The sequence below is a fragment of the Saccharopolyspora sp. genome, assembly GCF_017434145.1.
In the GTDB taxonomy this organism is placed as follows: domain Bacteria; phylum Actinomycetota; class Actinomycetes; order Mycobacteriales; family Pseudonocardiaceae; genus Saccharopolyspora_C; species Saccharopolyspora_C galaxeae.
Genome location: NZ_JAFRFW010000788.1, coordinates 1 through 22,146 on the forward strand (window position 1 = coordinate 1; position 22,146 = coordinate 22,146).

A 22,146-nucleotide genomic window follows, 5' to 3' on the forward strand; every position below is an offset into this window, starting at 1 on the left:
CCCATGACCATCGATCACGACGAACCTAATGGGTAACGGATCGGCACAACACCCGCGGAAGACGTGGCCGGGCAGCCGTCGCGGCAGGCCGAGCTGCACGCCGGCCGCCGAGGCCGGGCCGTCCGAGCTGACGACCCGGGCCTCGTGGACCTCGGCCTGCGGACGTACCAGCGCGCCCCGAGCTCCGGCACACCCGCGGAGATCGCTGGCGCGGGTGGTTCAGCGGGAGCTGGCCGACCCCGCCTCGGCGTTCGCGGCGACCGCTGGCTCCGGTGCCTCGGCCGCCTCCGCCTCGGCCGCCTTCGCCGTGAGGCCGCGCTGGCGGGGAACATCCACCTCCTGCTCATCGCCGAGCAGATCGTCGTGCACGACACCGGCGACGTAGGAGTCCCCCGCCTCGGAGTCCGCGTCCGACTCCACCGCGGTCAAGAACGGCTCGGCGTCGGCCATGATCTGCTGGGCCGCCCGCACCCGCTTGGCCAGGTCCTGCCGCATCCGCAGCATCGCCTCCGAGTGCTCGTCGGCGCGGCGGAGCCGGCGCTCCGACTCGGCGGTGGCCTCCACGACTCGGCGCTGCGCCTCGGCACGGCTGCGCTGCTCGCGCTCGGCCTGGACCCTGGTGGCCTCCTCGCGGCGTGCCGCCATGGAGATCTCGAAATCGTTCTCCACCTGGGTGCGCCGGGCCTCCGCCTCGTTGTCCAGCTTGCGGCGGTGCGCCTCGGCCTCGCGCGCCATGTGCTGGATGTCCCGGCGGGTCTCGGCCAGCGCCTCGTTGCGCTGCGTCTCCGACTGCCTGCGCCACTGGTCGGCCTCGGCGACCAGGTTCTCGTAACGGGTACGCAGCTCAGCGGCGGACTGCTCGGCGCGCGCCCACTCGTGCTCGGACGCCGCCTGCGCGGACGACACGACCTCCGCGGCCTCGTCGTGGGCCAGCCGCACCATCCGGCGCATCCGGTCGGACAGCGCCGTCTCCTCGATCGGCGTGCGGCAGACCGCGTCGTACTGCTCGCGCAGCTGCTCGATCTCGGCACGCGCCTGCTCCAGCTCCGCCGAGAGGTCCGCGACCTGGCTCAACGCCGCGTCGCGATCCTCGGTGAGCATCCGGACCTCGGCATCGGTCTGCTGGATGTAGAACCGGACCTGCGAACGGCGGTAGCCGTACCAGACGGTGTCGAAATCGGACTTCAGCGGTACCAGGTCACGATCTTCGTTGTTGTAGCCCACGGTCTCACCCCATTGATCATCAGTTGTTCTGCTGGGAGCGAGCCACGCCCCGACGCGGCAAAATCCGTTGTACACCCGCGAAAGCCTTCGGCGATGTGCTCCGCCGGGAGGAACCGGCGAACCCCGGACGCCACTTGCGCGACATTGCCGCGACGAGCCTGCCGACCGGAAAGATCACGCCGGACCTCACCGGCAGGCGCCGCCGGGCAACGGTGTCACGGATCGCTGAGTGCATTGTCCACCCCGACCGCGCATAAGATCAACTGTTTGAATTTCCGAAACCCGCGGGACATCCTCGGTCGGCCGCCCCGCCACCGAGGCCGAAAACCGTTGCGGCGTCAGCGATTTGCGGCAGGCGCCAGCACGCGCCGGAAAGTGGTTTCGATTTCATCTCGACTCGGCACCGACTCCCGGACGACGCCTTGCAGCAACAAGCCGCAAAAAAGCGCCGACAGTGCACGGCCCGTCACCGAATCGGTATAGCACGTGAACAGCTCCACCAGCTCCGCGTCCCACTCGTTGCTGACGTGCGCCAACGCGGGCCGGTGCAACGCGGCCATGTAGAGCTCGTGTTGCACGACAGTGCGCGAACGTTGCGGGCCGAGGTAGCGCAGTATGAGATCACCGAGCGCGGCGGCCAAGTCGTCCTCGCCGGACAGCGAGTTCGCCCACGCGCGCAGCTCGGCGACGTCGTCCTGCGCGGACTGGCGCAACGCCTCCGCGAGCAAATCGTCGAGCGTCCGGAAGTAGTACGTCGTCGATCCGAGCGGCACGCCGGCGGCAGCCGCGACAGCGCGGTGCGTGAGCTTCTCGATCCCCCGCTCGGCCACGACGTCGATCGCCGCCCTGGCGATGCGCTCCCTCCTCGCCGGATCCTTGCGGCGCGTCGCAGCCCCCGTCGACACCATGCGGCAAGCCTGCCACGAAACGTCCTCGCAGCGTTGCGGCCCACATCACGCTGCGTGCGTTTCCCCTGCGCACGATCCTGAAGTGAGCGCCGAAACGCGAGCCCCGAACCACGATGATGTACAGATGTACACGACCGGTGCTAGGGTCCTCCGGCAGCGCCGCCGCAGGGCACCGACGTCCCGGCCAGGCGCGCCCCGACGCCGACCGCACCGGCGCGCCGCGGAAGAGCCCGCGCAAACCCGCCACGCAGCCAACTACAGGGACACCCATGTCGAACGACGAAAGCCCGAACACGCTGTTCATCGACGGAACCTGGCAACCCGCAGGCGCCGGCGGCGTGCGCGAAATCCGCAGCCCCGCCGACGGCACCCTCGTCACCACCGTCTCCGAAGGCGACCGGAACGACACCGAACGGGCCATCCACGCCGCCCGCCGGACCTTCGACGACGGCACCTGGGCGAACACCTCCGCATGGGACCGCGGTGACCTGCTGCTGCGCGTCAGCGACATCCTGGTGCGCGACCAAGCCGAATTCGCCCGCGCCGAATCCGGCGACACCGGCAAACGCCTGGTGGAGAGCGAACAGGACATGGCCGACATCGCCGCCTGCTTCCGCTACTTCGGCAAACTCGCCGGGGTCAACGGCGGCGACGTGGTCGACACCGGCTCGCCCGACTCGTTCAGCCGCGTGCGCTACGAACCCGTCGGCGTCTGCGGCATGATCACGCCCTGGAACTTCCCGCTGCTGCAGGTCGCGTGGAAGGTCGCGCCCGCGATCGCCGCAGGCGACACCTTCGTGCTCAAACCCAGCGAACTCACGCCCAGCACCGCGATCCTGCTGATGCGCGCGCTCGACGAAGCAGGACTGCCCGCAGGCGTGGGCAACCTCGTGCTCGGCAGCGGGCCGGAAACCGGCGCGCTGCTGGCCGAACACCGCGACATCGACCTCATCTCGTTCACCGGCGGACTGCACACCGGCCGGTCCATCGCCGCCTCCGCCGCAGCCACCGTCAAGAAGGTCGCCCTCGAACTCGGCGGGAAGAACCCCAACGTGGTCTTCGCCGACGCCGACTTCGACACCGCCGTCGACTACGCGCTGATGGCCGTGTTCCTGCACTCCGGGCAAGTGTGCTCCGCCGGGGCGCGACTCGTCGTGCAAGACGACATCCACGACGAGTTCGTCGACGAACTCGTGCGGCGAACCGAGAAGATCCGCATCGGCGGGCCCTACGACGAAGACGCCGAAACCGGGCCGCTGATCTCCGCCGCACACCTCGAGAAAGTTTCCGCGCACGTGGCCAAGGCCGTGGAAGAAGGCGCTGTGCTGCGCACCGGCGGGCGCCGCCCCGAAGGCGAGCGCTACGCCAACGGGCACTACTACCTGCCGACCGTGCTCGACGAAGTCGCGCAAGGCAGCTACGCCGTCACCGAAGAATCCTTCGGGCCCGTGCTCACCGTGGAACGCTTCACCGACGAAGACGACGCCGTGCGCATCGCCAACGACACGCACTACGGGCTCGCCGGCGCGGTGTTCAGCAGCGACGTGAGCAAAGCCCAGCGCGTCGCGCACCGGCTGCGGCACGGCACCGTGTGGATCAACGACTTCCACCCATACCTGCCCCAAGCCGAATGGGGCGGCTACAAACAATCCGGCATCGGCCGCGAACTCGGACGCGCCGGGCTCGGCGAATACCAGGAGGCCAAGCACATCCATCAAAACCTGCGCCCGCAGCCGCCGCGGTGGTTCGACGGCCGCTGACCGGGGGCAGGCACAAACCCATACTGCGCAACAACCACCCGCCGCTCGGCCCCGCAGCCCGCGGGACACCGAGCGCGGGAAAGGAGTTCGGGCATGAGCGCGCCCACCGGGGACGCCGAGCTCAGCGAGTTCGGCTACACCAACAAACTGAAAAGATCCCTCGGCGGCTTCCACACCTTCGCCGCAGGAATCAGCTACATCTCGGTGCTGACCGGCACCTTCCAGCTCTCCTACTTCGGATTGTCGTCCGGAGGACCCGCCTACTGGTGGTCCTGGCCGCTGGTGTTCTTCGGCCAGCTGATGGTGGCGTTGAGCTTCGCCGAACTGGCCTCGCACTACCCCATCGCCGGATCGATCTACAACTGGTCGAAAAAGCTCGGGGGCAAACACGTGGCCTGGCTGGCCGGCTGGATGATGCTGCTGGCGTCGATCGTTTCCATCGCCGCCACCGCACTCGCCTACCAGCACACGCTCCCGCAAATATGGGGCGCTTTCCAAATCATCGGTAACGGGAGCGGAACCAGCGAAGCCGCCAACGGCGTGCTGCTCGCGACGATGCTGATCGTGTTCACCACGCTGGTCAACGCTTTCGGCGTGAAACTCATGGCGCGGATCAACAGCGCCGGGGTGACCATCGAACTGATCGCGGCCGTGCTGCTGATCCTGTTCCTGGCCGTGGCCGCGACCCGCGGGCCGGACGTCGTGCTCGAAACGCAGAACACCGGAAGCACCAACCCGCACGGATACCTCGGCGCGTTCCTCGTCGCCGCGCTCGCGTCGTCCTACGTGATGTACGGGTTCGACACCGCCTCGTCCCTCGGCGAAGAATCGATCAACCCGCATCGGAACGCGCCCAAAGCCATTCTGCGATCGCTGATCGCATCGTTCGTGCTCGGCGGGCTGATCATCCTGCTGGCGCTGATGGCCGCCAGAGACCTCAACGCGCCGGAGCTGACCGAAGTCGGGCTCCAGTTCGTGCTCACCGACTCGCTCGGACCACTCATCGGACGGCTGTTCCTGCTCGTGGTGTTCGTGGCGATCACCGTGTGCGTGCTCGCGGTGCACACCGCGGCCATCCGCATCGCATTCGCCATGGCGCGGGACAACGCACTGCCCGGCGGGTCGAAACTCGCACGAGTCAGCCCACGCTTTCAGACGCCGGTCGTACCGGCCATCGTCATCGGCGTCATCGCAGTGGCACTGCTGGTCGTCAACATCGGGCAACCGCAGATCTTCTCCGCCGTCACCAGCCTCGCGATCATCCTCATCTACGTGTCGTACCTGCTGGTGACCATCCCCATGCTGGTCGCCCGCCTGCGCGGCGAATGGTCCTCCCGGAAGCAGGAAGGCCGATTCACCCTCGGGCGGTGGGGACTGCCCGTGAACGTGCTCGCGGTGCTGTGGGGAATCGGGATGACCACCAACCTCGCCTGGCCGCGGCGCGACGTCTACAACGCCGAACCGCCCTACCACTGGTACCTGCAGTGGAGCTCCGTGCTGTTCGTCGGCATCGCCGCGCTCGGCGGATTCGCCTACTACTGGTTCGTGCAGCGACACCGCGTCGGCGTGCTCGCCGACCACGCGGCCACGGGCGAAACCGATACGACCAAGTCCGCACTGTCCTGAAGGGAACGGAGCTGAGACCATGGCCGAAGAATTCGACTACGTCGTGGTGGGCGGCGGAAGCGCAGGCGCCGCGCTGGCGGCTCGCCTTTCCGAAGACCCCGGCACCACTGTTTGCCTGCTCGAAGCCGGACCATCCGATGTCGGGGACAAAGCCATCCTCGAACTCGACCGGTGGATGGCGCTGCTCGAATCCGGCTACGACTGGGATTACCTCGTCGAACCGCAAGAGCAAGGCAACTCCTACATGCGGCACGCCCGTGCCCGCGTGCTCGGCGGCTGCTCCTCGCACAACTCGTGCATCGCGTTCTGGGCGCCCGCCGAAGACCTCGACGAATGGGAACGGATGGGCGCCACCGGATGGGGCGCCAGCGACGTCTTCCCGCTGTACAAGAGGCTCGAGACCAACGACGGACCAGGCGACCACCACGGGCGCAGCGGGCCGGTGAACATTCGCAGCGTTCCGCCCAACGACCCGTCCGGGGTTGCGCTGCTGCAAGCCTGCGAACAAGCGGGCATCCCGACGACCGAATTCAACTCGGGACGCACCGTCACGCACGGCGCGAACTGGTTCCAGATCAACGCGCGGGAAGACGGCACGCGGTCGTCGTCTTCGGTGTCCTACCTGCACCCGATCATGGGCAGGCGGCCGAACCTCGAGGTGCGCACCGAAGTGCGGGCCAAAAAGGTCGAGTTCGATGGGAAGCGGGCGACCGGGATCGCCTATCTCGACCCCGACCTCGTCCACACCCGCACGGTGCGCGCCCGGCAAGAAGTGGTGCTGTCCTCCGGGGCCATCGACACGCCCAAGCTGCTGATGCTGTCCGGAATCGGGCCGGGCGAACACCTGCGGGAAGTCGGGATCGACGTGCTCGTCGACTCACCCGGCGTCGGATCCAACCTCCAGGACCATCCCGAAGGCGTCATCGGATGGGACGCGAAGCAGCCGATGGTCACCGAATCCACGCAATGGTGGGAGATCGGCATCTTCACCACCACCGAAGCCGGCCTGAACCGGCCCGACCTGATGTTCCACTACGGTTCGGTGCCGTTCGACATGCACACCATGCGGCAGGGATACCCGACGACGGAGAACGGCTTCTGCCTGACGCCGAACGTCACCCGCAGCCGCTCGATCGGCAACGTCCGGTTGCGCACTCGAGATTTCCGGGACAAGCCGAAGGTCGACCCCCGGTACTTCACCGACCCGCACGACATCAGGGTCATGACCGAGGGCATCAAACTCGCGCGGAAGATCGTCTCGCAGCAGGCGATGCACGAATGGGCCGGTGCCGAACTGCACCCAGGCCCCGATGTACGCAGCGACGACGAGATCGCTGACTACATCAGGAAGACGCACAACACCGTCTACCACCCCGCGGCTTCGGTCCCGATGGGCGCGGCCGACGACCAGAACGCGCCGCTAGACGCACGCCTGCGGGTCAAGGGCGTCGACGGCCTGCGCGTCGCTGATGCCTCCGCGATGCCGTTCCTGGTCGCGGTGAACCCGAACATCACCACGATGGCCATCGGCGAGAAGTGCTCCGACATGCTCAAGGAGGACAACGCCGGCTGAACCCGCGGTGCTCTTGCAGCGGTCCCTCCAGCCCCCCGTTCTGGAGGGACCGCTTGCTTGCCATCGTCCAGTCCGCGAAGGTCAGCGACCGCGGACATCCCGAATGGCGCACCATCCGGTGGATGGTGCGCCGCAGGCGTTCCGCAGTCACCCGGGCGGTTCCCGAGTCCGCTGATGTCGAGTTCTCGCCCGGACCCGCGGGCTGCGTGCCGGATCCACCCAAACCGGCGGTAGGAAGGCAGGCCACCCGTCGTCCATCGTCACTTCCCACCGCTGACGGTGGATCAGCCTGTGGTGGTGTCCGCACAACATGACCATGTTGTGCAGCGCTGTTGCGCCGCCGTCCGCCCAGTGCCGCACGTGGTGCGCCTGCGAGGTCCCTGGCGGCCGGTCGCAGTCGGGGAACGCGCAGGAGCCGTCACGCGCCGACAGCGCGGCCCTGATGTGCGCGGGCGCTGTCCGTTCGGACCGCCCGACGTCCAACGGCTGCCCGTCTCCGCCGAGCACGAGCGGCAGCACTTCGGCATCGCACGCGAGCCGTCGCGCGGCGGCCGCCGTGATCGGCTGCTCGGTGTTGTCGACCGTGCCGCCCGTCCTGGGTGCCCGCCCGAAGACGTCCGGCTGCGGATTCCGTTCTTCGCAAGCTCCGTCAGCGACCAACCCTTCGGTGAGCTGGTCGTAATCGATGGTCACGCGCACCTGCGCACGCGCATCGCCGTGCTTGCGCTCGAGCAGGTCGACGAATGCATCGGCGTTCCGCTTGGCCGGGCTGCGCGTGTCCGGCACTCCGTCGGCTTCCCGCCGCGGCGCGGCCAACGGCTGCAACGCCGCGCGCAACTCGGCGCCCGACTCCCGGTCGAGGCGTCCGTTCAGGACCGTCATGCCGTCGCGCCCCGTAGCGATCCGCAGTTCGCGGTGCTCGACCTGGTATTCCTCGGTGCGCAACGCGCCGTCCTGGTCGAGCAGGTACCGGAGGTGCTCACCCGCGGAGCGCAGCTCGTGCGGCGGCAACTCGCGCGCCTGCCGCGCCAGCAGGGCGTCCGCCGCGTGCCGCTCGGTGGCGTCGACCCCCGGCGGCATCGCCGCAACACCGTCCACAATGGTCCCTGCGTGCGCCAGCGTGATCTCGCCGTTGCGCATGGCTCCAGCGGTCTCCGGCAGGGCGGGTGGCAGCTGTTCTCCACCGAGCCCGACTCGTTCGGTGACCTCCCTCGCCACCTGCACCCGCCGCCGCGCCTCGCCCGCGGCCAGGTTCAGCATCTCCCGCAACCAGGCCTGCACCGACCGCGCTCCGCTGGTGCCGTGCAGACCGCGCCGCTCGGCTTCGGCGATCCGCAGCAGCTGACCGAACAGCGCATCCCGCATGACTTGCTCACCGCGCCGGATCTCCGCGACGAGCTCGTCGTCGGATTCGGCCACCACACCGCCGCGATCCGACTCGCCGTCCTCCCGTGGTCGAGGCACGCGCGAACCGAGCTCGCCGACCTCCTCGGCGAGCCCCGGACGCGCAGAAATCCCGACCACAACCCCATGATCCACGATCGAACACCCGTTCACCACTACACGACCGAGTGATCACGCCCGCACCGTCCGCCCTCGCCCGTAACCTCCGCCGCATGCACGCACGCGAGGAAGTGCTGGACCAGCTCGACTTCTACTGGGACCAATGGCGCCCGCACCTGGATGGCCTGACCGACGAGGAGTACTTCTGGGAACCGGTCCCCGGCTGCTGGTCGGTGCGGCCCACCGACCGGGGCCACGAGTTCGACTTCGCCTTCCCCGAACCCACCCCTCCTCCGTTCACCACGATCGCCTGGCGCCTGTGCCACATCGCCGATCACGTGCTGGCGATGCGCGTGTCCAACCACTTCGGCGACGGCTCGTACCGGATCGACCACACCCACTACCCCGCCAGCGCCACCGTCGCGCTCAAGCACCTCGACCACCAGCACCGCCAGTGGCGCGACGGCATCGGCGGAATGGACGCCGAGGCCTGGTCCCGCCCGGTCGGTGCCGCCGAGGGACCGTTCGCCGACCGCCCCTACCTGGCACTGGTGCTGCACCTCAACCGCGAGCTGATCCACCACGGAGCCGAGGTGAGCCTGCTCCGCGACCTGTACCGCGCCTCGGGCGGCGCCCACTTCCAGCGGTGATCTCGCGCGCACAGCGGTACCTCCGGCACCCGCTTCGTGATCGAATGCCCGCGATCACCGAACACCCCGAGCCGGAGCGAGCATGTCGACTGCACGATCGAGCAAGCGCACCCCGCTGTGGATCTCGGTGCTCTCCGCGTTGATCATCGCCGCGGGGTGGGTGGTGTTCGAGTCCGGGCTGCTGGACCGGTTGGCCCCGGACGCCGCGTCCTCCGACGCTCCGGCCGCCGCGCAGCTCGCCCAGCTCGAGGTCGCGCCGGAAGGTTCGATGGACGGCTACTCGCGCGACCGCTTCGAGCACTGGAAACCGGCGCCGCAGGCGGGCAAGAACTGCAACACCCGGGAGGCGGTGCTGCGCCGCGATGGCGAGGACGTGGCGGTGAACAACGCGTGCGAGTCGACCTCCGGATCGTGGGTGAGCAGCTACACCGGCGGTACCGTCCGCAGCGGATCCGATGTGGACATCGATCACATGGTGCCGCTGGCCGATGCCTGGCGCAGCGGTGCCGACGAGTGGACCGACCAGCGCCGCGAGCAGTTCGCCAACGACATGAACCTGCCGCAGCTGGTCGCAGCCGATGCGAAGTCCAATCGCGCCAAGGGCGACAAGGACCCGTCCGAGTGGAAGCCGGCGAAGGCGACTTGGTGCGAATACTCGACGGATTGGGTCACGGTCAAGCACTCCTACGGTCTCACCGTCACCGAGCAGGAGAAGTCGGCGTTGCAGGAGATGCTGGCCACCTGCTGAGCGCGTTGATCGCTTGTCGCGGTCCGCCCGGCCCGGAACCCTCGGATCACGCGCACCGCGACGAGGCCACGGCGGCCGTGGCGCAGCACGAATGATCGATGCCAAGCTGCCCGCATGCGCCTAGGACTCGGACTTCCCCAATTCGGCCCGTTCGCCGACCCGGCCTGCGTGCACGAGGTCGCAACCGAAGCCGAGGGGATGGGTTTCGAGAGCTTGTGGGCGGGAGAGCGCCTGCACGCGCCCCGCAATCCCAGTACGCCATACCCGGGTTCCGCCGATGGTTCGCTCCCCGACCGGATGCGAGCGAGCCTGGATCCGCTGCTGGTGCTGACCGTCGCCGCGTCCGCCACGAATCGCGCCGCGCTGGGCACCAGCACTCTCAACGCGCCGCTGTACGCACCGATCGCGCTGGCCCGCGCGCTCACCGGCGTCGATCGGCTGAGCAATGGCCGGCTGATCCCCGGCTTCGGGCTGGGCTGGATGCGCGACGAGTACGAGGCAGCGGGCGTCCCGTGGCACCAGCGCGCCGCTCGACTGGACGACGCGCTGACCGCGTTGCGCGCGTTGTGGGGCCCGGATCCGGTGCGGCATCAGGGCCGCTTCAGCACCGTCTCGCCGGGTGATTTCCAGCCGAAGCCGGTGCAGCCGAGCCCGCCGATCTACCTCGGCGGCAGTTCCGAGGCCGCCTTGCGCCGCACGGCCACGCGTGGTGACGGCTGGCTCGGCGTGGCCTTGCCCTTGCCCGCGCTGGAGCGGGTGCTCGGAATGCTGCGCGAGTTCGCGGCCGAGGCCGGTCGCGCCCCGGCCGCCACGGCTTTGCGGGTCAACGTGGAGCTCGGCCCGCCCGGTGCTCGGCCGGTGCAGGGCCCGGTGGAGCGCATCGTCGACTACTTGCACGCCGTCGCCGAGCTCGGTGTGCAGGATGCCTTCGTCGATCTCCAGTTCACGACTCCGGACGTTCCGTCGTTGCTGCGCACCGCAGCGCGCTTCCGTTCAGCCTTCCCGTCCTGACCGCCCGGACCGCCGAACCCGGCCGCGGTCATTTCCGGAACGTTCCAGACCCTGGCGCACATACCGGCTAGTCGGTACGGTCCCTGTCATGCCTGCCAACCCCAGCGTCGCGATCTTCGACTACGGCGGGGTGCTCACCACGCCCGGCCGGTTGGCCATCTCGGCGTGGACCGAAGCTGAAGGCATCGAGCCGGAGTCGTTCTCCACCGCGTTGAAGGAGTGGCTGTCCCGGAGTGCTCCGGCGGGCACCCCGATCCACCGCCTGGAGACCGGCGAACTCTCCGCCGCCGAGTTCGACCGGCTGCTCGCAGCCAGGCTGCGCACCGTCGACGGCGACACCGTCGAACCGGAGGGGTTGCTCTCCCGGCTGTTCGCGAACATGCGCCCGGACGAGTCGATGCTGCAGCTGGTGCGCGACCTGCGCGATCGCGGGGTGCGCACCGCTCTGCTGTCGAACAGCTGGGGGAACAACTACCCGTGGGAGTCGTTGCGGGACCTGTTCGAGCTGGCGGTCATTTCCAGCGAGGTGGGCCTGCGCAAACCCGACCCGCGGATCTACGAACTCACGTTGCGGCGGCTCGACCTGCCCGCGGAGCAGGCCGTGTTCGTCGACGACGGTGCACCGAACATCGAGGCGGCCGAGCGCTTGGGCCTGCGCGGCGTGCTGCATTCGGAGGCCGCGAAGACCCGTGCCGAACTGGCCACCTGGTTCCCCGAGCTGACCACGCGGCACTTCCCGTGACCCCTTGCACCACCCCGTGACACCGGCGCGCGGCAGCGCGGCCGCTCCCGCAGGCAGAACGAGTTCACCGACGGAGGAGATCCGATGAGCGCTGGCGACCCACCCGGCCTGGACCTGTCCCGGTTGCGCGAACACTTGGAGTCGCAGCTGCCGGGCCTGACCGCGGGACCGTTGACCGCGGAGCTGGTGCAGGGCGGCCGCTCCAACCTCACCTACATCGTCGGCGACGGCGCGAACCGCTGGGTGGTGCGCCGCCCGCCGCTCGGTCACGTGCTGGCCACGGCGCACGACATGAGCCGCGAGCACCGCGTGATGTCGGCGCTGGCGGGCACTTCGGTGCCGGTGCCGCGGACTTACCTGCTGTGCCAGGACGAGGACGTCATCGGCGCGCCGTTCTACGTGATGGAGTTCGTGCCGGGCACGGTGTACCGCTCGCCGGAGCAGACCGCGCAGCTCGACGCCGGGCAGCGCCGTGATCTGTCCATGCAGCTGGCGGACGTGCTCGCGGACCTGCACACGCTGGATCCCGAGCAGGTCGGGCTGGGCGATTTCGGCCGCCCGGAGGGCTTCCTCCAGCGGCAGGTGCGCCGCTGGAGCAAGCAGCTCGCGGCCTCGCACAGCCGGGAGATCCCGGGCATCGACCGGTTGGCGCAGCGGTTGGGCGAGCGCGTGCCGCCGACCCGGCACGCCGGCATCGTGCACGGCGACTACCGGCTGGACAACGTGCTGGTCGACGAGCAGCACAACATCTCGGCGGTGCTCGACTGGGAGATGGCCACGCTCGGCGATCCGCTCACCGACGTGGGCCTGCTCAAGGTGTACTGGGAAGGCATGGACGGCGTCGAGTACAACCCGATCGCCAAGGGCATCGGCCCGGAGTACGGGTTCCCGCCGGTCCGCGAGCTGTGGGACCGCTACGCCGCCCGCAGCGGCATCGATCTGTCCGATTTGGACTGGTACGTGGCGTTCGGCTTCTTCAAGCTCGCGGTGATCAGCGAGGGCATCCACTACCGCTACGTGCACGGCCAGACCGTCGGCGAGGGCTTCGAGCACGTCGGAGCCCTGGTCGAGCACTTGGTCGCGCAGGGCTTGTCCGCACTCGACTAGGAACTGTTTCATAAGCGGCGCCAGCCGCTTGCCGGTGCCCCAGGACTCAGCCGGACCACCGGCGGGTTCTCAGGCGTCTTCTGGCGAGGACAGCTCAGACGCCGAGTAGGGCGCTACTTAAGGAGGAGATCCCGGAGCCAGAAGACGTCTGAGGTTCCGCTGGGTGACCCACTACGCACACCCTTTCAAAACACTCCCTAGGAGGTATGGCGTGGACTTCGGGTACGACGACCGCACCGAGCAGCTGCGCGCGCAGCTCACCGAGTTCATGGACGAGCACGTCCACCCGGCCGAGCCGGTGCTGCACGAGCAGCTCGCGGCCGCGGACAGCCGGTGGACGCACGCACCGATCATCGACGAGCTCAAGGCCAAGGCCCGCGAGCGCGGCCTGTGGAACCTGTTCCTGCCGGGCGCGGACGGCGCCGGGCTGACGAACCTGCAGTACGCCCCGCTGGCGGAGATCATGGGCCGCAGTCCCACGTTGGCGCCGGAGGTGTTCAACTGCTCGGCGCCGGACACCGGCAACATGGAGGTGCTGGCCGAGTTCGGCACCCCGCAGCAGCGCGAGCGGTGGCTGAAACCGCTGCTGGACGGCGAGATCCGCTCGGCGTTCTGCATGACCGAGCCGGAGGTGGCGTCTTCGGACGCGACGAACATCGGCACCCGCATCGAGCGCGACGGCGACTCCTACGTGATCAACGGCCGCAAGTGGTGGTCGTCCGGCGCGATGAGCCCCCGCTGCAAGGTGCTGATCGTGATGGGCAAGTCGGACCCGGAGGCCGAGCGGCACCGCCAGCAGAGCCAGATCCTGGTGCCGGTCGACACCCCCGGCGTGCGCATCGAGCGCGGCATGCACGTGTTCGGCTACGACGACGGCGACCACGGCGGGCACGCCGAGATCGTGTTCGACGACGTCCGCGTCCCGGCCGAGAACATCATTTCCGGCGAGGGCGAGGGTTTCGCAATCGCGCAGGCGCGCCTCGGCCCTGGCCGCATCCACCACTGCATGCGCGCGATCGGGATGGCCGAGCGCGCGCTGGAGCTGATGTGCCGCCGCGTCACGAGCCGCCGGGCGTTCGGCGGACCGATCGCCGATCAGGGCGTGGTGCAGCAGTGGATCGCCGATGCCCGCATCAACATCGAGACGAACCGGCTGCTGACGCTCAAGACCGCGTGGCTGATGGACACCGTCGGCAACAAGGGCGCGCACACCGAGATCCAGGCGATCAAGGTGGCGGTGCCGCAGATGGTGACGACCATTGTGGACCGCGCCATCCAGGCGCACGGCGCCGCCGGGGTCAGCCAGGACACGCCGCTGGCGAGCCTGTACGCGCACGCCCGCACGTTGCACATCGTCGACGGCCCCGACGAGGTGCACCGCCGTTCGATGGCTCGCCGGGAGCTCAAGAAGTACCGGTGAACAGGCAGGCCCGCCACCGGAGTTTTTCCGCCCCTCGTAACAGAAGTGAGGAATCATGCCCGAAAAGACCGCGATCGTCACCGGCGCCGCCCGCGGTATCGGCGCGGCCACCGCGCAGCGCCTGGCCGCGGATGGATACGCCGTCGCGGTGATCGACCTGGACGAGCAGCAGTGCGCCGAGACCGTGTCCGCGATCGAGTCCGCGGGCGGCAAGGCGCTGGCCGTCGGTGCCGACGTGAGCGATTCCGATCAGGTCACCGCGGCCGTCGATCGGGTCTCCGCCGAGCTCGGCACCCCGCTGGCGCTGGTCAACAACGCCGGCGTGCTGCGCGACAACATGCTGTTCAAGATGTCCGATTCGGACTGGGACACGGTGATGTCGGTGCACCTGCGCGGTGCGTTCCTGATGAGCCGCGCGGTGCAGAAGTTCATGGTGGAGGCCAAGTGGGGCCGGATCGTGAACCTCTCCAGCACCTCGGCGCTGGGCAACCGCGGCCAGGCCAACTACTCCACGGCGAAGGCGGGCATGCAGGGCCTGACCAAGACGTTGGCGATCGAGCTGGGCAAGTTCGGTGTCACGGTCAACGCCATCGCGCCGGGCTTCATCGCCACCGACATGACGAAGGCGACGGCGGAGCGGGTCGGCGCCAGCTTCGAGGATTTCTCGAACGCGGCGGTTTCCACGATCCCGGTCGGCCGGGCCGGTGCTCCGGACGACATCGCCAACGCCGCGTCGTTCTTCCTGGATGAGCGTTCCGGGTTCGTCTCCGGCCAGGTGCTCTACGTCGCCGGTGGCCCGAAGGCGTGAGCCCGCAGTACGAACCCGGAGCATGAAGGAGTGCGGCTATGACCGACGCAGCACGACTGCGCAACGAGGTCCGGGAGTTCCTCACCGAGCACGATCCATCCACTTCGGACCGCCTGGAGTTCTTGCGCGCGCGTTTCGACGCCGGGCTGGCGTGGGTGAACTACCCCGCCGGGCTCGGCGGCCTGGACGCTCCGCGCGAGCTGCAGCAGGTGGTGGACGCGGAGTTCGCCGCGGCCGGTGCACCGGACAACGACCCGGCAGGCAACGGCATCGGCCTGGGCATGGCCGCTCCGACCATCCTGCGGTTCGGCACCGACGAGCAGCGCAACCGCTACCTCCGTCCGCTCTGGACGGGCGAGGAGATCTGGTGCCAGCTGTTCAGCGAACCCGGAGCGGGTTCGGACCTGGCGGCGCTGGCGACCCGGGCGGTGCGGGACGGCGACGACTGGGTCGTAGAGGGCCAGAAGGTGTGGACCTCGTTCGCGCACAAGGCGAAGTGGGCGATCTTGGTCGCCCGCAGCGACCCGGACGCGCCCAAGCACAAGGGGTTGTCGTACTTCGTGTGCGACATGACCGACCCGAACGTGCAAGTCCGTCCGCTGCGCCAGATCACCGGTGAGGCCGAGTTCAACGAGGTCTTCCTGAACGGGGTGCGCATCCCCGATTCGCAGCGCCTCGGCGAAGTCGGCCAGGGCTGGCAGGTCGCGATGGGCACGCTGATGAACGAGCGGGTGGCCATCGGCGGCGGCAACACCGGCCGGGAGTCCGGGATGATCGGCGTGGTTTCCCAGGAATGGCGGGAAAATCCGCAGAACCGCACCCCGGCCGCGCACGATCGGTTGTTGCAGCTGTGGGTCGAGGCCGAGGCGACCCGGCTCACCGGCCAACGCTTGCGCCAGCAGCTCGCGGTGGGCACCCCGGGCCCGGAAGGTTCCGCGGTGAAGCTGGCGTTCGCCCGGCTGAACCAGGAGATCTCCGGTTTCGAGGTGGAGCTGGCCGGCGAGCGCGGCTTGGAGTACGACGACTGGACGTTGCGGCGGCCGGAGAACGTCGCGTTCACCGGACGCGGTCCCGGCTACCGATACCTGCGCGCGAAGGGGAATTCCATCGAGGGCGGCACTTCCGAGGTGCTGCGCAACGTGATCGCCGAGCGCGTGCTTGGGCTGCCACCGGAGATCCGCACGGACAAGGACGTCCCGTGGAAGGAGTTGCCGCGATGAGTGCCGATCTGCTCTACGGAGAGGTCGAGGAGGACCTGCGCGGCACGGTGCGCCGCGTGCTGCGCGACCGGTGCGATTCTTCCGCGGTGCTGGCCCGCTGCGAATCCGAGGAACCGTACGATTTCGCGCTGTGGCGCACGTTGGCCGGTGATCTCGGCGTCGCGACGTTGCCGGTACCGGAGGAGTCCGGTGGTGCGGGCGCGAGCGCACGGGAACTCGCCGTGGTCGCCGAGGAGATCGGCCGCGCGGTTGCTCCGGTTCCGTTCCTGGGCACCGTGCTCGCCACATCCGCGCTGAGCGCCGCTGGACCGGCGAACAAGGAGTTGATCGCCGAAATCGGCGCGGGATCCCGGATCGCCACTGTCGCCATTGGACTGACGACGGCTCCGTCAGCGCCGTTGACGCCTTCGGTGCGGGTGGAGAACGACACGCTGACCGGTTCGGTCCGAGCCGTCGTGGACCTGGAAGCGGCCGACACGGTGCTCGTCCCGGCCAGCACCCCTGGCGGTGTAGCACTGTTCCGCGTGGACGTTTCGTCGCCCGGCGTGACGTGCACCCCGGTGACTTCCTTGGACCTGACCCGCAGGATCGGGACGCTCGAGCTGTCCGGCGCGCCGGCGCACGAGGTCAGTTCCGACGGCGAAGCAGTGCTGCGCCACGCGTTGCGGATCGCGGCCGGGGTGCTCGCCTCCGAGCAGACCGGGCTCGCCCAGCACTGCCTGGATTCCACAGTGGAGTACGTGCTCACCCGCTACCAGTTCGGCAGGCAGGTCGGCTCGTTCCAGGCCGTCAAGCACCGCCTGGCCGACCTGTGGTCGGGGCTGAGCACCGCGCGAGCCACCGCCCGCAACGCCGCGGACGCGTTGTCCGGGCGGTCCGAAGCCGACCCCGCCGAAACCGACCCTGCCGAGACCGAGCTGGCCGTGGCACTGGCCCAGGCGTACTGCTCCGACCTGGCGGTGCGGGCCGCCGAGGACTCGCTGCAATTGCACGGCGGCATCGGCATGACTTGGGAACACCCGGTGCACCTGTACCTCGGGCGGGCCAAGAGCGCGCAACTGGCCTTCGGCACCGCGGAACGCCACCGCGCCCGAATCGCCGAACTCACCGGTCTCCCACCGGCCTGAGCCGTCCCGACCGAAAGGAATTCCATGCGCGTGTTCACCAGTCCCGACGAGGTTCGCGAGGCCGCGGGCGGCGAGCTCGGGACCAGTGATTGGCTGACGATCACTCAGGACCAGGTCGACAAGTTCGCCGATTCCACGCTGGACCACCAGTGGATCCACGTCGATCCCGACCGCGCCGCGAAGGGCCCGTTCGGCGCCACCATCGCGCACGGTTTCCTGACGTTGAGCCTGCTTTCCGCGCTCAACGCGCAGACCTACCGGTTCGAGAACGTCAAGATGGGCATCAACTACGGCCTGAACAAGGTGCGCTTCCCCAGCCCGGTGCGGGTGGGTTCGCGGGTCCGCTCGCACACCCGGCTCGTCGAGGTCACCGAGATCGACGGCGGCCTGCAGCTCACCGTCGAGTCCACTGTGGAAATCGAGGGCGAGTCGAAGCCGGCCTGCGTTTCCGAAGGTCTGACCCGCGTGCTGTTCTGAAGCACCCCGCGAGAACGCCCGCCCGTGCCGCGCAGGGCGGGCGTTCTCGCGTTCCGCGGTCCGAGTGCGAACTAGTTCAACGACGGACGCTCACAGGTGGATGCCCATGCCGGGTCCGAGTGGCAGGTCGGCGAAGTAGAACACGGTCAGGATCAGCGCCCACAGCAACCAGAACGGCACCACGAACGGCGTCATCCGCGCCACCAGGGTGCCGAGTCCCGCGGACGGCTCGTAACGTCGCAGGTAACCCAAGATAATGATCATGTAGGGGTTCAGCGGAGTCATGATCTGGGTGGCCGAGTCGCCCACCCGGAATGCGGCCTGCGCGAACCCCGGCTCGAAACCCAGCAGCACGAACATCGGCACGAACACCGAGGCCATCAGCGTCCACAGGCTGGATCCGGAGATGATGAACAGGTTCAGCACCGAGGCCAGCACCATGAAGCCGAGGAACGCGGGATAGCCGGCCAGGCCCAGCACGCGCAGCAGGTCGGCGCCGCCGACGGCCAGCGCGGAACCCAGGTTCGTCCAGTTGAACAGCGCGATGAACTGCCCGAGCATGAACGCCAGCACCAGGAATCCGGTCATGTCCCGCAGCACGCCGCCCATCAGCTTCGGCACGTCACCGGGCGTGGTGATCGTCCGAGCCGGGATCCCGAAGGCGATGCCGGGCACCAGGAACGCCACGAAGATCAGCGTGGTGACCGAGTCGAGCAGCGGCGATTCCGGCAGGAACGCGCCGGATTCGTTGCGCATCGCCGAACCCGGCCACAGCACCAGCGCGAGCACCAGCCCGGTGGTGACCAGCGCCGCCACTCCGGCCCAGCGCAACCCGCGCCGTTCCGAACCGGTCAACGAAGCCGAAATCGCACTGTCCGCTGTGGACTGCTCTGCGTCCGCGGCGGACTCCGATTCCTCCCGGGGCACACCGCTGCGCACCATGCGCGGCTCGATGACGCGGTCGATGAGGAAACCCGCCAGCAACGCCAGCGCCACCGACGACACGAGGTTGAAGTAGAAGTTCGACACCGGCGTCACCGTCGTGCCCGGATCCGGCAGCACCCCGGCGACCTTGTTGCTGATCCCGGAGAACAGCGCGTCCAAACTGGTCACCACCGGAGCGGTGGAGTATCCCGCGCCGGACGCGGCGAACCCGCCGAGCAGCCCGGCCACCGGATGCCTGCCCGCGGCTTTGAACACCAGCGCCGCCAGCGGCGGGATGACGATCATCGCGGAGTCGGCCATCACGCTGGAGCTGATGCCGACGAAGCCCACCGCGTAGGGCAGCACCCAGCGCGGCGCTCGCCCGAACGCGGCCCGGATCATGGCGGTCAGCAGCCCGGCCCGCTCCGCCAGTCCCACCGCCAGCATGATCGTGACCACCGTCTCCAGCGGCGGAAACCCGATGAAGTTGCCGGGCATCTCGGTGAGCAGGAAGGCCAGCCCCGGTCCGGACAGCGCCGCCCGAACCGGAGTCGGCTGCGCGGCGCCGGGGATCTGCACCGTGACACCGGCCGCCGCGACCACTGTGGACACAATGGCGACGACCAGGAACAGCAGCGCGAACAGCAGGAACGGCTGGGGCAGCTTGTTGCCCACCCGTTCCAGGGCAGCTAGTGCGCGATCCAGCCTGGACGGTTTCGGCGAGGCTGCGGTCTCGGCCATGCGGTCTCCTGCGTGGACAGCTCGGGCGCGGTCTCCGCATCCCTACCAGGGGAACCGCCGGAAACCTAACCCCTGAGCCGACGAAATCGACGCCAGGCCACGGAATCCTCCGAGATCCGCCGCAGCCGATGCCGCCGCTCCGCGGGTGGAGTCGAGCAGGTGCGCCTCACCGCACGTAGGCCACGCGCCCGACGGTGCTGCCCTCGCCGACCCGCTGCACCCCGTCGGCGACCGCGTCGAACCCGAGCTCCTCGCTGATCAGCGGCCGGATCAGGCCCTGATCGGCCAGTCCGGTCAGCGCCTCGTGCGCGTCGGCGACCAGCTGCGGGCTCCGCTCGTTGTACAGGCCCCAGTGCAACCCGACGATCGAGTAGTTCTTGATCAGGGCGTGGTTCAGCCCGGGCGTCGGGATGCTGCCGCCGGCGAACCCGATGATCAGGATTCGCCCTTCGAACGCGATGCACTTCGTGGAGCGCTTGTAGGTGTCCCCGCCGACCGAGTCGTACACCACGTCCGCACCCCGGCCGCCGGTGAACTCCTTGACGATCGGCACGAAGTCCTCGCTGTGCCGGTCGACGACCACGTCCGCGCCGAGTTCCCGCGCGACTTCGGCCTTCTTCGGCCCGCCGACCACGCCGATCACGTTCGCGCCCGCGGCTTTGCCGAGCTGCACGGCCGCGCTGCCGACACCGCCCGCGGCGGCGTGCACCAGCAGCGTCTCCCCTTCGCGCAACCCCGCGCGGCGGTGCAGTCCGAAGTAGCCGGTCTGGTAGCCGATGAACAGCGCGGACGCTTCCGCGTCGGACAGCGCTTTCGGTGCCGGGAACGCCCGCGGTGCATCCATCAGCGCCAGTTCCGCGAATCCGCCCGTGGGCAGCGCCGAGGAGCCGAGCACCCGGTCTCCGGGCGCGAAACCGGTCACGCCGGCACCGACTCCGACCACCTCACCGCACAGTTCGACGCCCGGCGTGAACGGCAGGTCCGGCGTGATCTGGTACTGCCCGCGGCAAAGCAGCACGTCCGGGAAGTTCACCGGGCACGCCAGCACCCGCACCAGCAGTTGCCCTTCCCCGGGGCTCGGGTCGGCCACGTCGGCCTGCCCGAGCACGTCCCGCGGCTCGCCGTTCGCCTCGAGCTGCCACGCCTTCACACGCCACCTCCGAAAAACTCGAAAAGCCGGAAACTCCGTTGCAGGAGCGGCTACGGCCGCAGCGACGCGATCAACAGGTCCGCGAAGTGCGAACCGACCTGTTCTCCGGTCAGCTGCCCGTCTTCGCGGAACCAGGTGCCCAGGTGGTGCACCGCCCCGAAGAAGTAGTCCACGACCAGCTCCGCCGATTTGTCCCCGCGGAACGTCCCGGCGGCCTGCCCTTCTTCGATCAACGCCCGCACCCGCTCGTGGTAGCGGCGGCGCTGCGCGCGGACCTCGGCGCGCTTGTCCGCGTGCAGCAGGTGCATCGACCGGAAGAAGATCACCGTGTCGTCCAGGTTCGCCGCGGTCGTCGCCACCACGTCGGCGGCCACCGCGTGCAGCCGGTCCTGGACCGGTGCGGAGCTCTCGGCGTCGCGTTCCATCCGGGCGGTCTGCACCCGCAGCAGCCGCGCGTAGATCTCGTAGAGCAGATCGTCCTTGGAGCCGAAGTAGTGGTACATGGCGCCTTTGGTGACGCCGGCGGCGTCCACGATCTGCTGCACCGAGGTCGTCTCGAAACCGTGCTCGGCGAACAGCCGCGTCGCCGCCGCCAGCAATCGCTGCGGCACCGTCTCGGCCACTTCCGGTGCCGTGCGCAGATCCGCGCCACCCATCTCCACGCCTCCCTGTCGCTACGCCTGACACCCCAGGTTATCGGGCGTTGATCAGGGCAGACCGCGCTGGAGCTTGCGCATGCCGCCCTGCCACTTGCCGGGTTCTGCCGCGCGCAGCGCGTAGTACCCGGCGACCTCCGGGTGCGGCAGGATCAGGAACCGGTCGTCGCCGAGCGCGGCCAGCACTTCGTCGGCGACCTGTTCCGGTTCGATCGCCGAGTCGCCGAGCAGCAACTTGCCGGTCTCGCCGGTGTCGTCGAGCAGGTTCGTGCGCACGCCCTGCGGGCACAGCGCCTGCACGGTCACCCCGCGGTCGGCGTAGGTGATCGCGAGCCATTCGGCGAATCCCAGCGCCGCGTGCTTGCTCACCGAGTACGGCGCCGAGCCGAGCATGGTCAGCAGCCCCGCAGCGGACACCGTGGACAGGAACCGGCCTTGCCCGCGCTCCAGCCACTGCGGCAGCACCGCCCGCGCGGCCCGCACGTGCGCCATCACGTTGATCTCCCAGGACCGCTCCCAAGCCGACTCCGCGGCTTCCGGTCCGCCGGACTCGCCGATGCCCGCGTTGGCGCAGAACATGTCGATCCGCCCGTGGCGCTCGTTCGCGGCCCCGACGAGTTCCGCGACGCCGTCCTCGGTCGCCGCGTCTCCGGGCGCGGCCAGTCCGCCGATCTCATCGGCCACCGACCGCGCCGCTTCCGCGTCGAGGTCGTTGACCACCACCGCCGCGCCGTGCGCGGCGAACCGGCGGCACAGCGCGGCACCGATGCC

At 69.2% G+C, this 22,146-nt stretch carries 20 protein-coding genes; 13 read left to right on the top strand and 7 right to left on the bottom strand.

Features of this window, described 5'->3' with window-relative positions:
* Window positions 1-219 precede the first annotated feature (219 nt).
* Window positions 220-1,224: a cellulose-binding protein gene (locus tag IJH84_RS21270; RefSeq protein WP_200072052.1), complete on the bottom strand. Its 1,005-nt coding sequence runs from the start codon at window positions 1,222-1,224 to the stop codon at window positions 220-222.
* A 338-nt stretch (window positions 1,225-1,562) separates the two neighbouring features.
* Window positions 1,563-2,132 (bottom strand): TetR/AcrR family transcriptional regulator, encoded by a 570-nt coding sequence (locus IJH84_RS21275; RefSeq protein WP_200072051.1) that lies wholly within the window; start codon window positions 2,130-2,132, stop codon window positions 1,563-1,565.
* A gap of 269 nt (window positions 2,133-2,401) precedes the next feature.
* On the opposite strand from IJH84_RS21275, the gene IJH84_RS21280 reads away from it, so the two are divergent.
* The 3 genes from IJH84_RS21280 to IJH84_RS21290 all read left to right on the top strand — a co-directional run bounded on the left by IJH84_RS21280 (window position 2,402) and on the right by IJH84_RS21290 (window position 7,091).
* On the top strand, window positions 2,402-3,892 hold the full coding sequence (locus tag IJH84_RS21280) for an aldehyde dehydrogenase family protein (protein ID WP_200072050.1): 1,491 nt from the start codon (window positions 2,402-2,404) through the stop codon (window positions 3,890-3,892).
* 93 nt (window positions 3,893-3,985) lie between these two features.
* Window positions 3,986-5,518, top strand: a complete 1,533-nt coding sequence (locus IJH84_RS21285) for an APC family permease (RefSeq protein WP_295148121.1) — start codon at window positions 3,986-3,988, stop codon at window positions 5,516-5,518.
* A gap of 19 nt (window positions 5,519-5,537) precedes the next feature.
* Window positions 5,538-7,091, top strand: a complete 1,554-nt coding sequence (locus IJH84_RS21290; protein WP_200072048.1) for a GMC family oxidoreductase — start codon at window positions 5,538-5,540, stop codon at window positions 7,089-7,091.
* 147 nt (window positions 7,092-7,238) lie between these two features.
* Here IJH84_RS21290 and IJH84_RS21295 read toward each other — a convergent pair whose 3' ends face one another.
* A complete protein-coding gene (locus tag IJH84_RS21295; RefSeq protein ID WP_295148124.1) occupies window positions 7,239-8,615 on the bottom strand; it encodes an HNH endonuclease signature motif containing protein in 1,377 nt (458 codons plus the stop codon).
* A gap of 92 nt (window positions 8,616-8,707) precedes the next feature.
* On the opposite strand from IJH84_RS21295, the gene IJH84_RS21300 reads away from it, so the two are divergent.
* The 10 genes from IJH84_RS21300 (at window position 8,708) to IJH84_RS21345 (ending at window position 17,904) form a co-directional block, all read left to right on the top strand.
* Window positions 8,708-9,244: a DinB family protein gene (locus IJH84_RS21300; RefSeq protein ID WP_295148127.1), complete on the top strand. Its 537-nt coding sequence runs from the start codon at window positions 8,708-8,710 to the stop codon at window positions 9,242-9,244.
* A gap of 82 nt (window positions 9,245-9,326) precedes the next feature.
* Window positions 9,327-9,992: an HNH endonuclease family protein gene (locus IJH84_RS21305; protein ID WP_200072045.1), complete on the top strand. Its 666-nt coding sequence runs from the start codon at window positions 9,327-9,329 to the stop codon at window positions 9,990-9,992.
* Between the two features lie 114 nt (window positions 9,993-10,106).
* A complete protein-coding gene (locus IJH84_RS21310) occupies window positions 10,107-11,003 on the top strand; it encodes a TIGR03619 family F420-dependent LLM class oxidoreductase (protein WP_295148130.1) in 897 nt (298 codons plus the stop codon).
* An 88-nt stretch (window positions 11,004-11,091) separates the two neighbouring features.
* Window positions 11,092-11,745 (top strand): HAD family phosphatase, encoded by a 654-nt coding sequence (locus IJH84_RS21315; protein WP_295148133.1) that lies wholly within the window; start codon window positions 11,092-11,094, stop codon window positions 11,743-11,745.
* 84 nt (window positions 11,746-11,829) lie between these two features.
* Window positions 11,830-12,852, top strand: a complete 1,023-nt coding sequence (locus tag IJH84_RS21320) for a phosphotransferase family protein (RefSeq protein ID WP_295148141.1) — start codon at window positions 11,830-11,832, stop codon at window positions 12,850-12,852.
* Between the two features lie 211 nt (window positions 12,853-13,063).
* Window positions 13,064-14,272 carry an acyl-CoA dehydrogenase family protein gene (locus tag IJH84_RS21325; protein ID WP_295148143.1) on the top strand — a complete coding sequence of 403 codons (1,209 nt, stop codon included), beginning with the start codon at window positions 13,064-13,066 and terminating at the stop codon, window positions 14,270-14,272.
* A gap of 55 nt (window positions 14,273-14,327) precedes the next feature.
* Window positions 14,328-15,080 (top strand): 3-oxoacyl-ACP reductase FabG, encoded by a 753-nt coding sequence (fabG, locus tag IJH84_RS21330; RefSeq protein ID WP_200072040.1) that lies wholly within the window; start codon window positions 14,328-14,330, stop codon window positions 15,078-15,080.
* Window positions 15,081-15,118: 38 nt separating this feature from the next.
* Entirely contained in the window at window positions 15,119-16,300 is a 1,182-nt protein-coding gene (locus tag IJH84_RS21335; protein WP_200072039.1) for an acyl-CoA dehydrogenase family protein, read from the top strand.
* Entirely contained in the window at window positions 16,297-17,427 is a 1,131-nt protein-coding gene (locus IJH84_RS21340; RefSeq protein ID WP_295148148.1) for an acyl-CoA dehydrogenase family protein, read from the top strand. The genes IJH84_RS21335 and IJH84_RS21340 overlap by 4 nt, the downstream gene beginning before the upstream one ends.
* A gap of 24 nt (window positions 17,428-17,451) precedes the next feature.
* Complete coding sequence (locus IJH84_RS21345; protein ID WP_200072037.1) at window positions 17,452-17,904, top strand: MaoC family dehydratase; 453 nt, start codon at window positions 17,452-17,454, stop codon at window positions 17,902-17,904.
* A 90-nt stretch (window positions 17,905-17,994) separates the two neighbouring features.
* Here IJH84_RS21345 and IJH84_RS21350 read toward each other — a convergent pair whose 3' ends face one another.
* From IJH84_RS21350 to IJH84_RS21365, 4 genes are all read right to left on the bottom strand, one after another.
* Window positions 17,995-19,569, bottom strand: coding sequence for an AbgT family transporter (locus IJH84_RS21350; protein WP_200072036.1), 1,575 nt, complete (start codon window positions 19,567-19,569; stop codon window positions 17,995-17,997).
* Between the two features lie 166 nt (window positions 19,570-19,735).
* Complete coding sequence (locus IJH84_RS21355; protein WP_295148153.1) at window positions 19,736-20,719, bottom strand: NADPH:quinone oxidoreductase family protein; 984 nt, start codon at window positions 20,717-20,719, stop codon at window positions 19,736-19,738.
* Window positions 20,720-20,769: 50 nt separating this feature from the next.
* The gene (locus IJH84_RS21360) at window positions 20,770-21,375 is read right to left on the bottom strand and encodes a TetR/AcrR family transcriptional regulator (RefSeq protein ID WP_200072034.1); all 606 of its coding nucleotides are present in this window, start codon (window positions 21,373-21,375) and stop codon (window positions 20,770-20,772) included.
* 51 nt (window positions 21,376-21,426) lie between these two features.
* A partial coding sequence (locus tag IJH84_RS21365; protein WP_295148156.1) for an SDR family oxidoreductase occupies window positions 21,427-22,146 on the bottom strand: 720 nt, incomplete at its 5' end.

Coding starts and splice junctions, on each gene's coding strand:
- IJH84_RS21275 (WP_200072051.1), bottom strand. CDS start 2,132: ATGGTGTCGACGGGGGCTGCGACGCGCCGCAAGGATCCGGCGAGGAGG.
- IJH84_RS21280 (WP_200072050.1), top strand. CDS start 2,402: ATGTCGAACGACGAAAGCCCGAACACGCTGTTCATCGACGGAACCTGG.
- IJH84_RS21285 (WP_295148121.1), top strand. CDS start 3,986: ATGAGCGCGCCCACCGGGGACGCCGAGCTCAGCGAGTTCGGCTACACC.
- IJH84_RS21290 (WP_200072048.1), top strand. CDS start 5,538: ATGGCCGAAGAATTCGACTACGTCGTGGTGGGCGGCGGAAGCGCAGGC.
- IJH84_RS21300 (WP_295148127.1), top strand. CDS start 8,708: ATGCACGCACGCGAGGAAGTGCTGGACCAGCTCGACTTCTACTGGGAC.
- IJH84_RS21305 (WP_200072045.1), top strand. CDS start 9,327: ATGTCGACTGCACGATCGAGCAAGCGCACCCCGCTGTGGATCTCGGTG.
- IJH84_RS21310 (WP_295148130.1), top strand. CDS start 10,107: ATGCGCCTAGGACTCGGACTTCCCCAATTCGGCCCGTTCGCCGACCCG.
- IJH84_RS21315 (WP_295148133.1), top strand. CDS start 11,092: ATGCCTGCCAACCCCAGCGTCGCGATCTTCGACTACGGCGGGGTGCTC.
- IJH84_RS21320 (WP_295148141.1), top strand. CDS start 11,830: ATGAGCGCTGGCGACCCACCCGGCCTGGACCTGTCCCGGTTGCGCGAA.
- fabG (WP_200072040.1), top strand. CDS start 14,328: ATGCCCGAAAAGACCGCGATCGTCACCGGCGCCGCCCGCGGTATCGGC.
- IJH84_RS21335 (WP_200072039.1), top strand. CDS start 15,119: ATGACCGACGCAGCACGACTGCGCAACGAGGTCCGGGAGTTCCTCACC.
- IJH84_RS21340 (WP_295148148.1), top strand. CDS start 16,297: ATGAGTGCCGATCTGCTCTACGGAGAGGTCGAGGAGGACCTGCGCGGC.
- IJH84_RS21345 (WP_200072037.1), top strand. CDS start 17,452: ATGCGCGTGTTCACCAGTCCCGACGAGGTTCGCGAGGCCGCGGGCGGC.
- IJH84_RS21350 (WP_200072036.1), bottom strand. CDS start 19,569: ATGGCCGAGACCGCAGCCTCGCCGAAACCGTCCAGGCTGGATCGCGCA.
- IJH84_RS21360 (WP_200072034.1), bottom strand. CDS start 21,375: ATGGGTGGCGCGGATCTGCGCACGGCACCGGAAGTGGCCGAGACGGTG.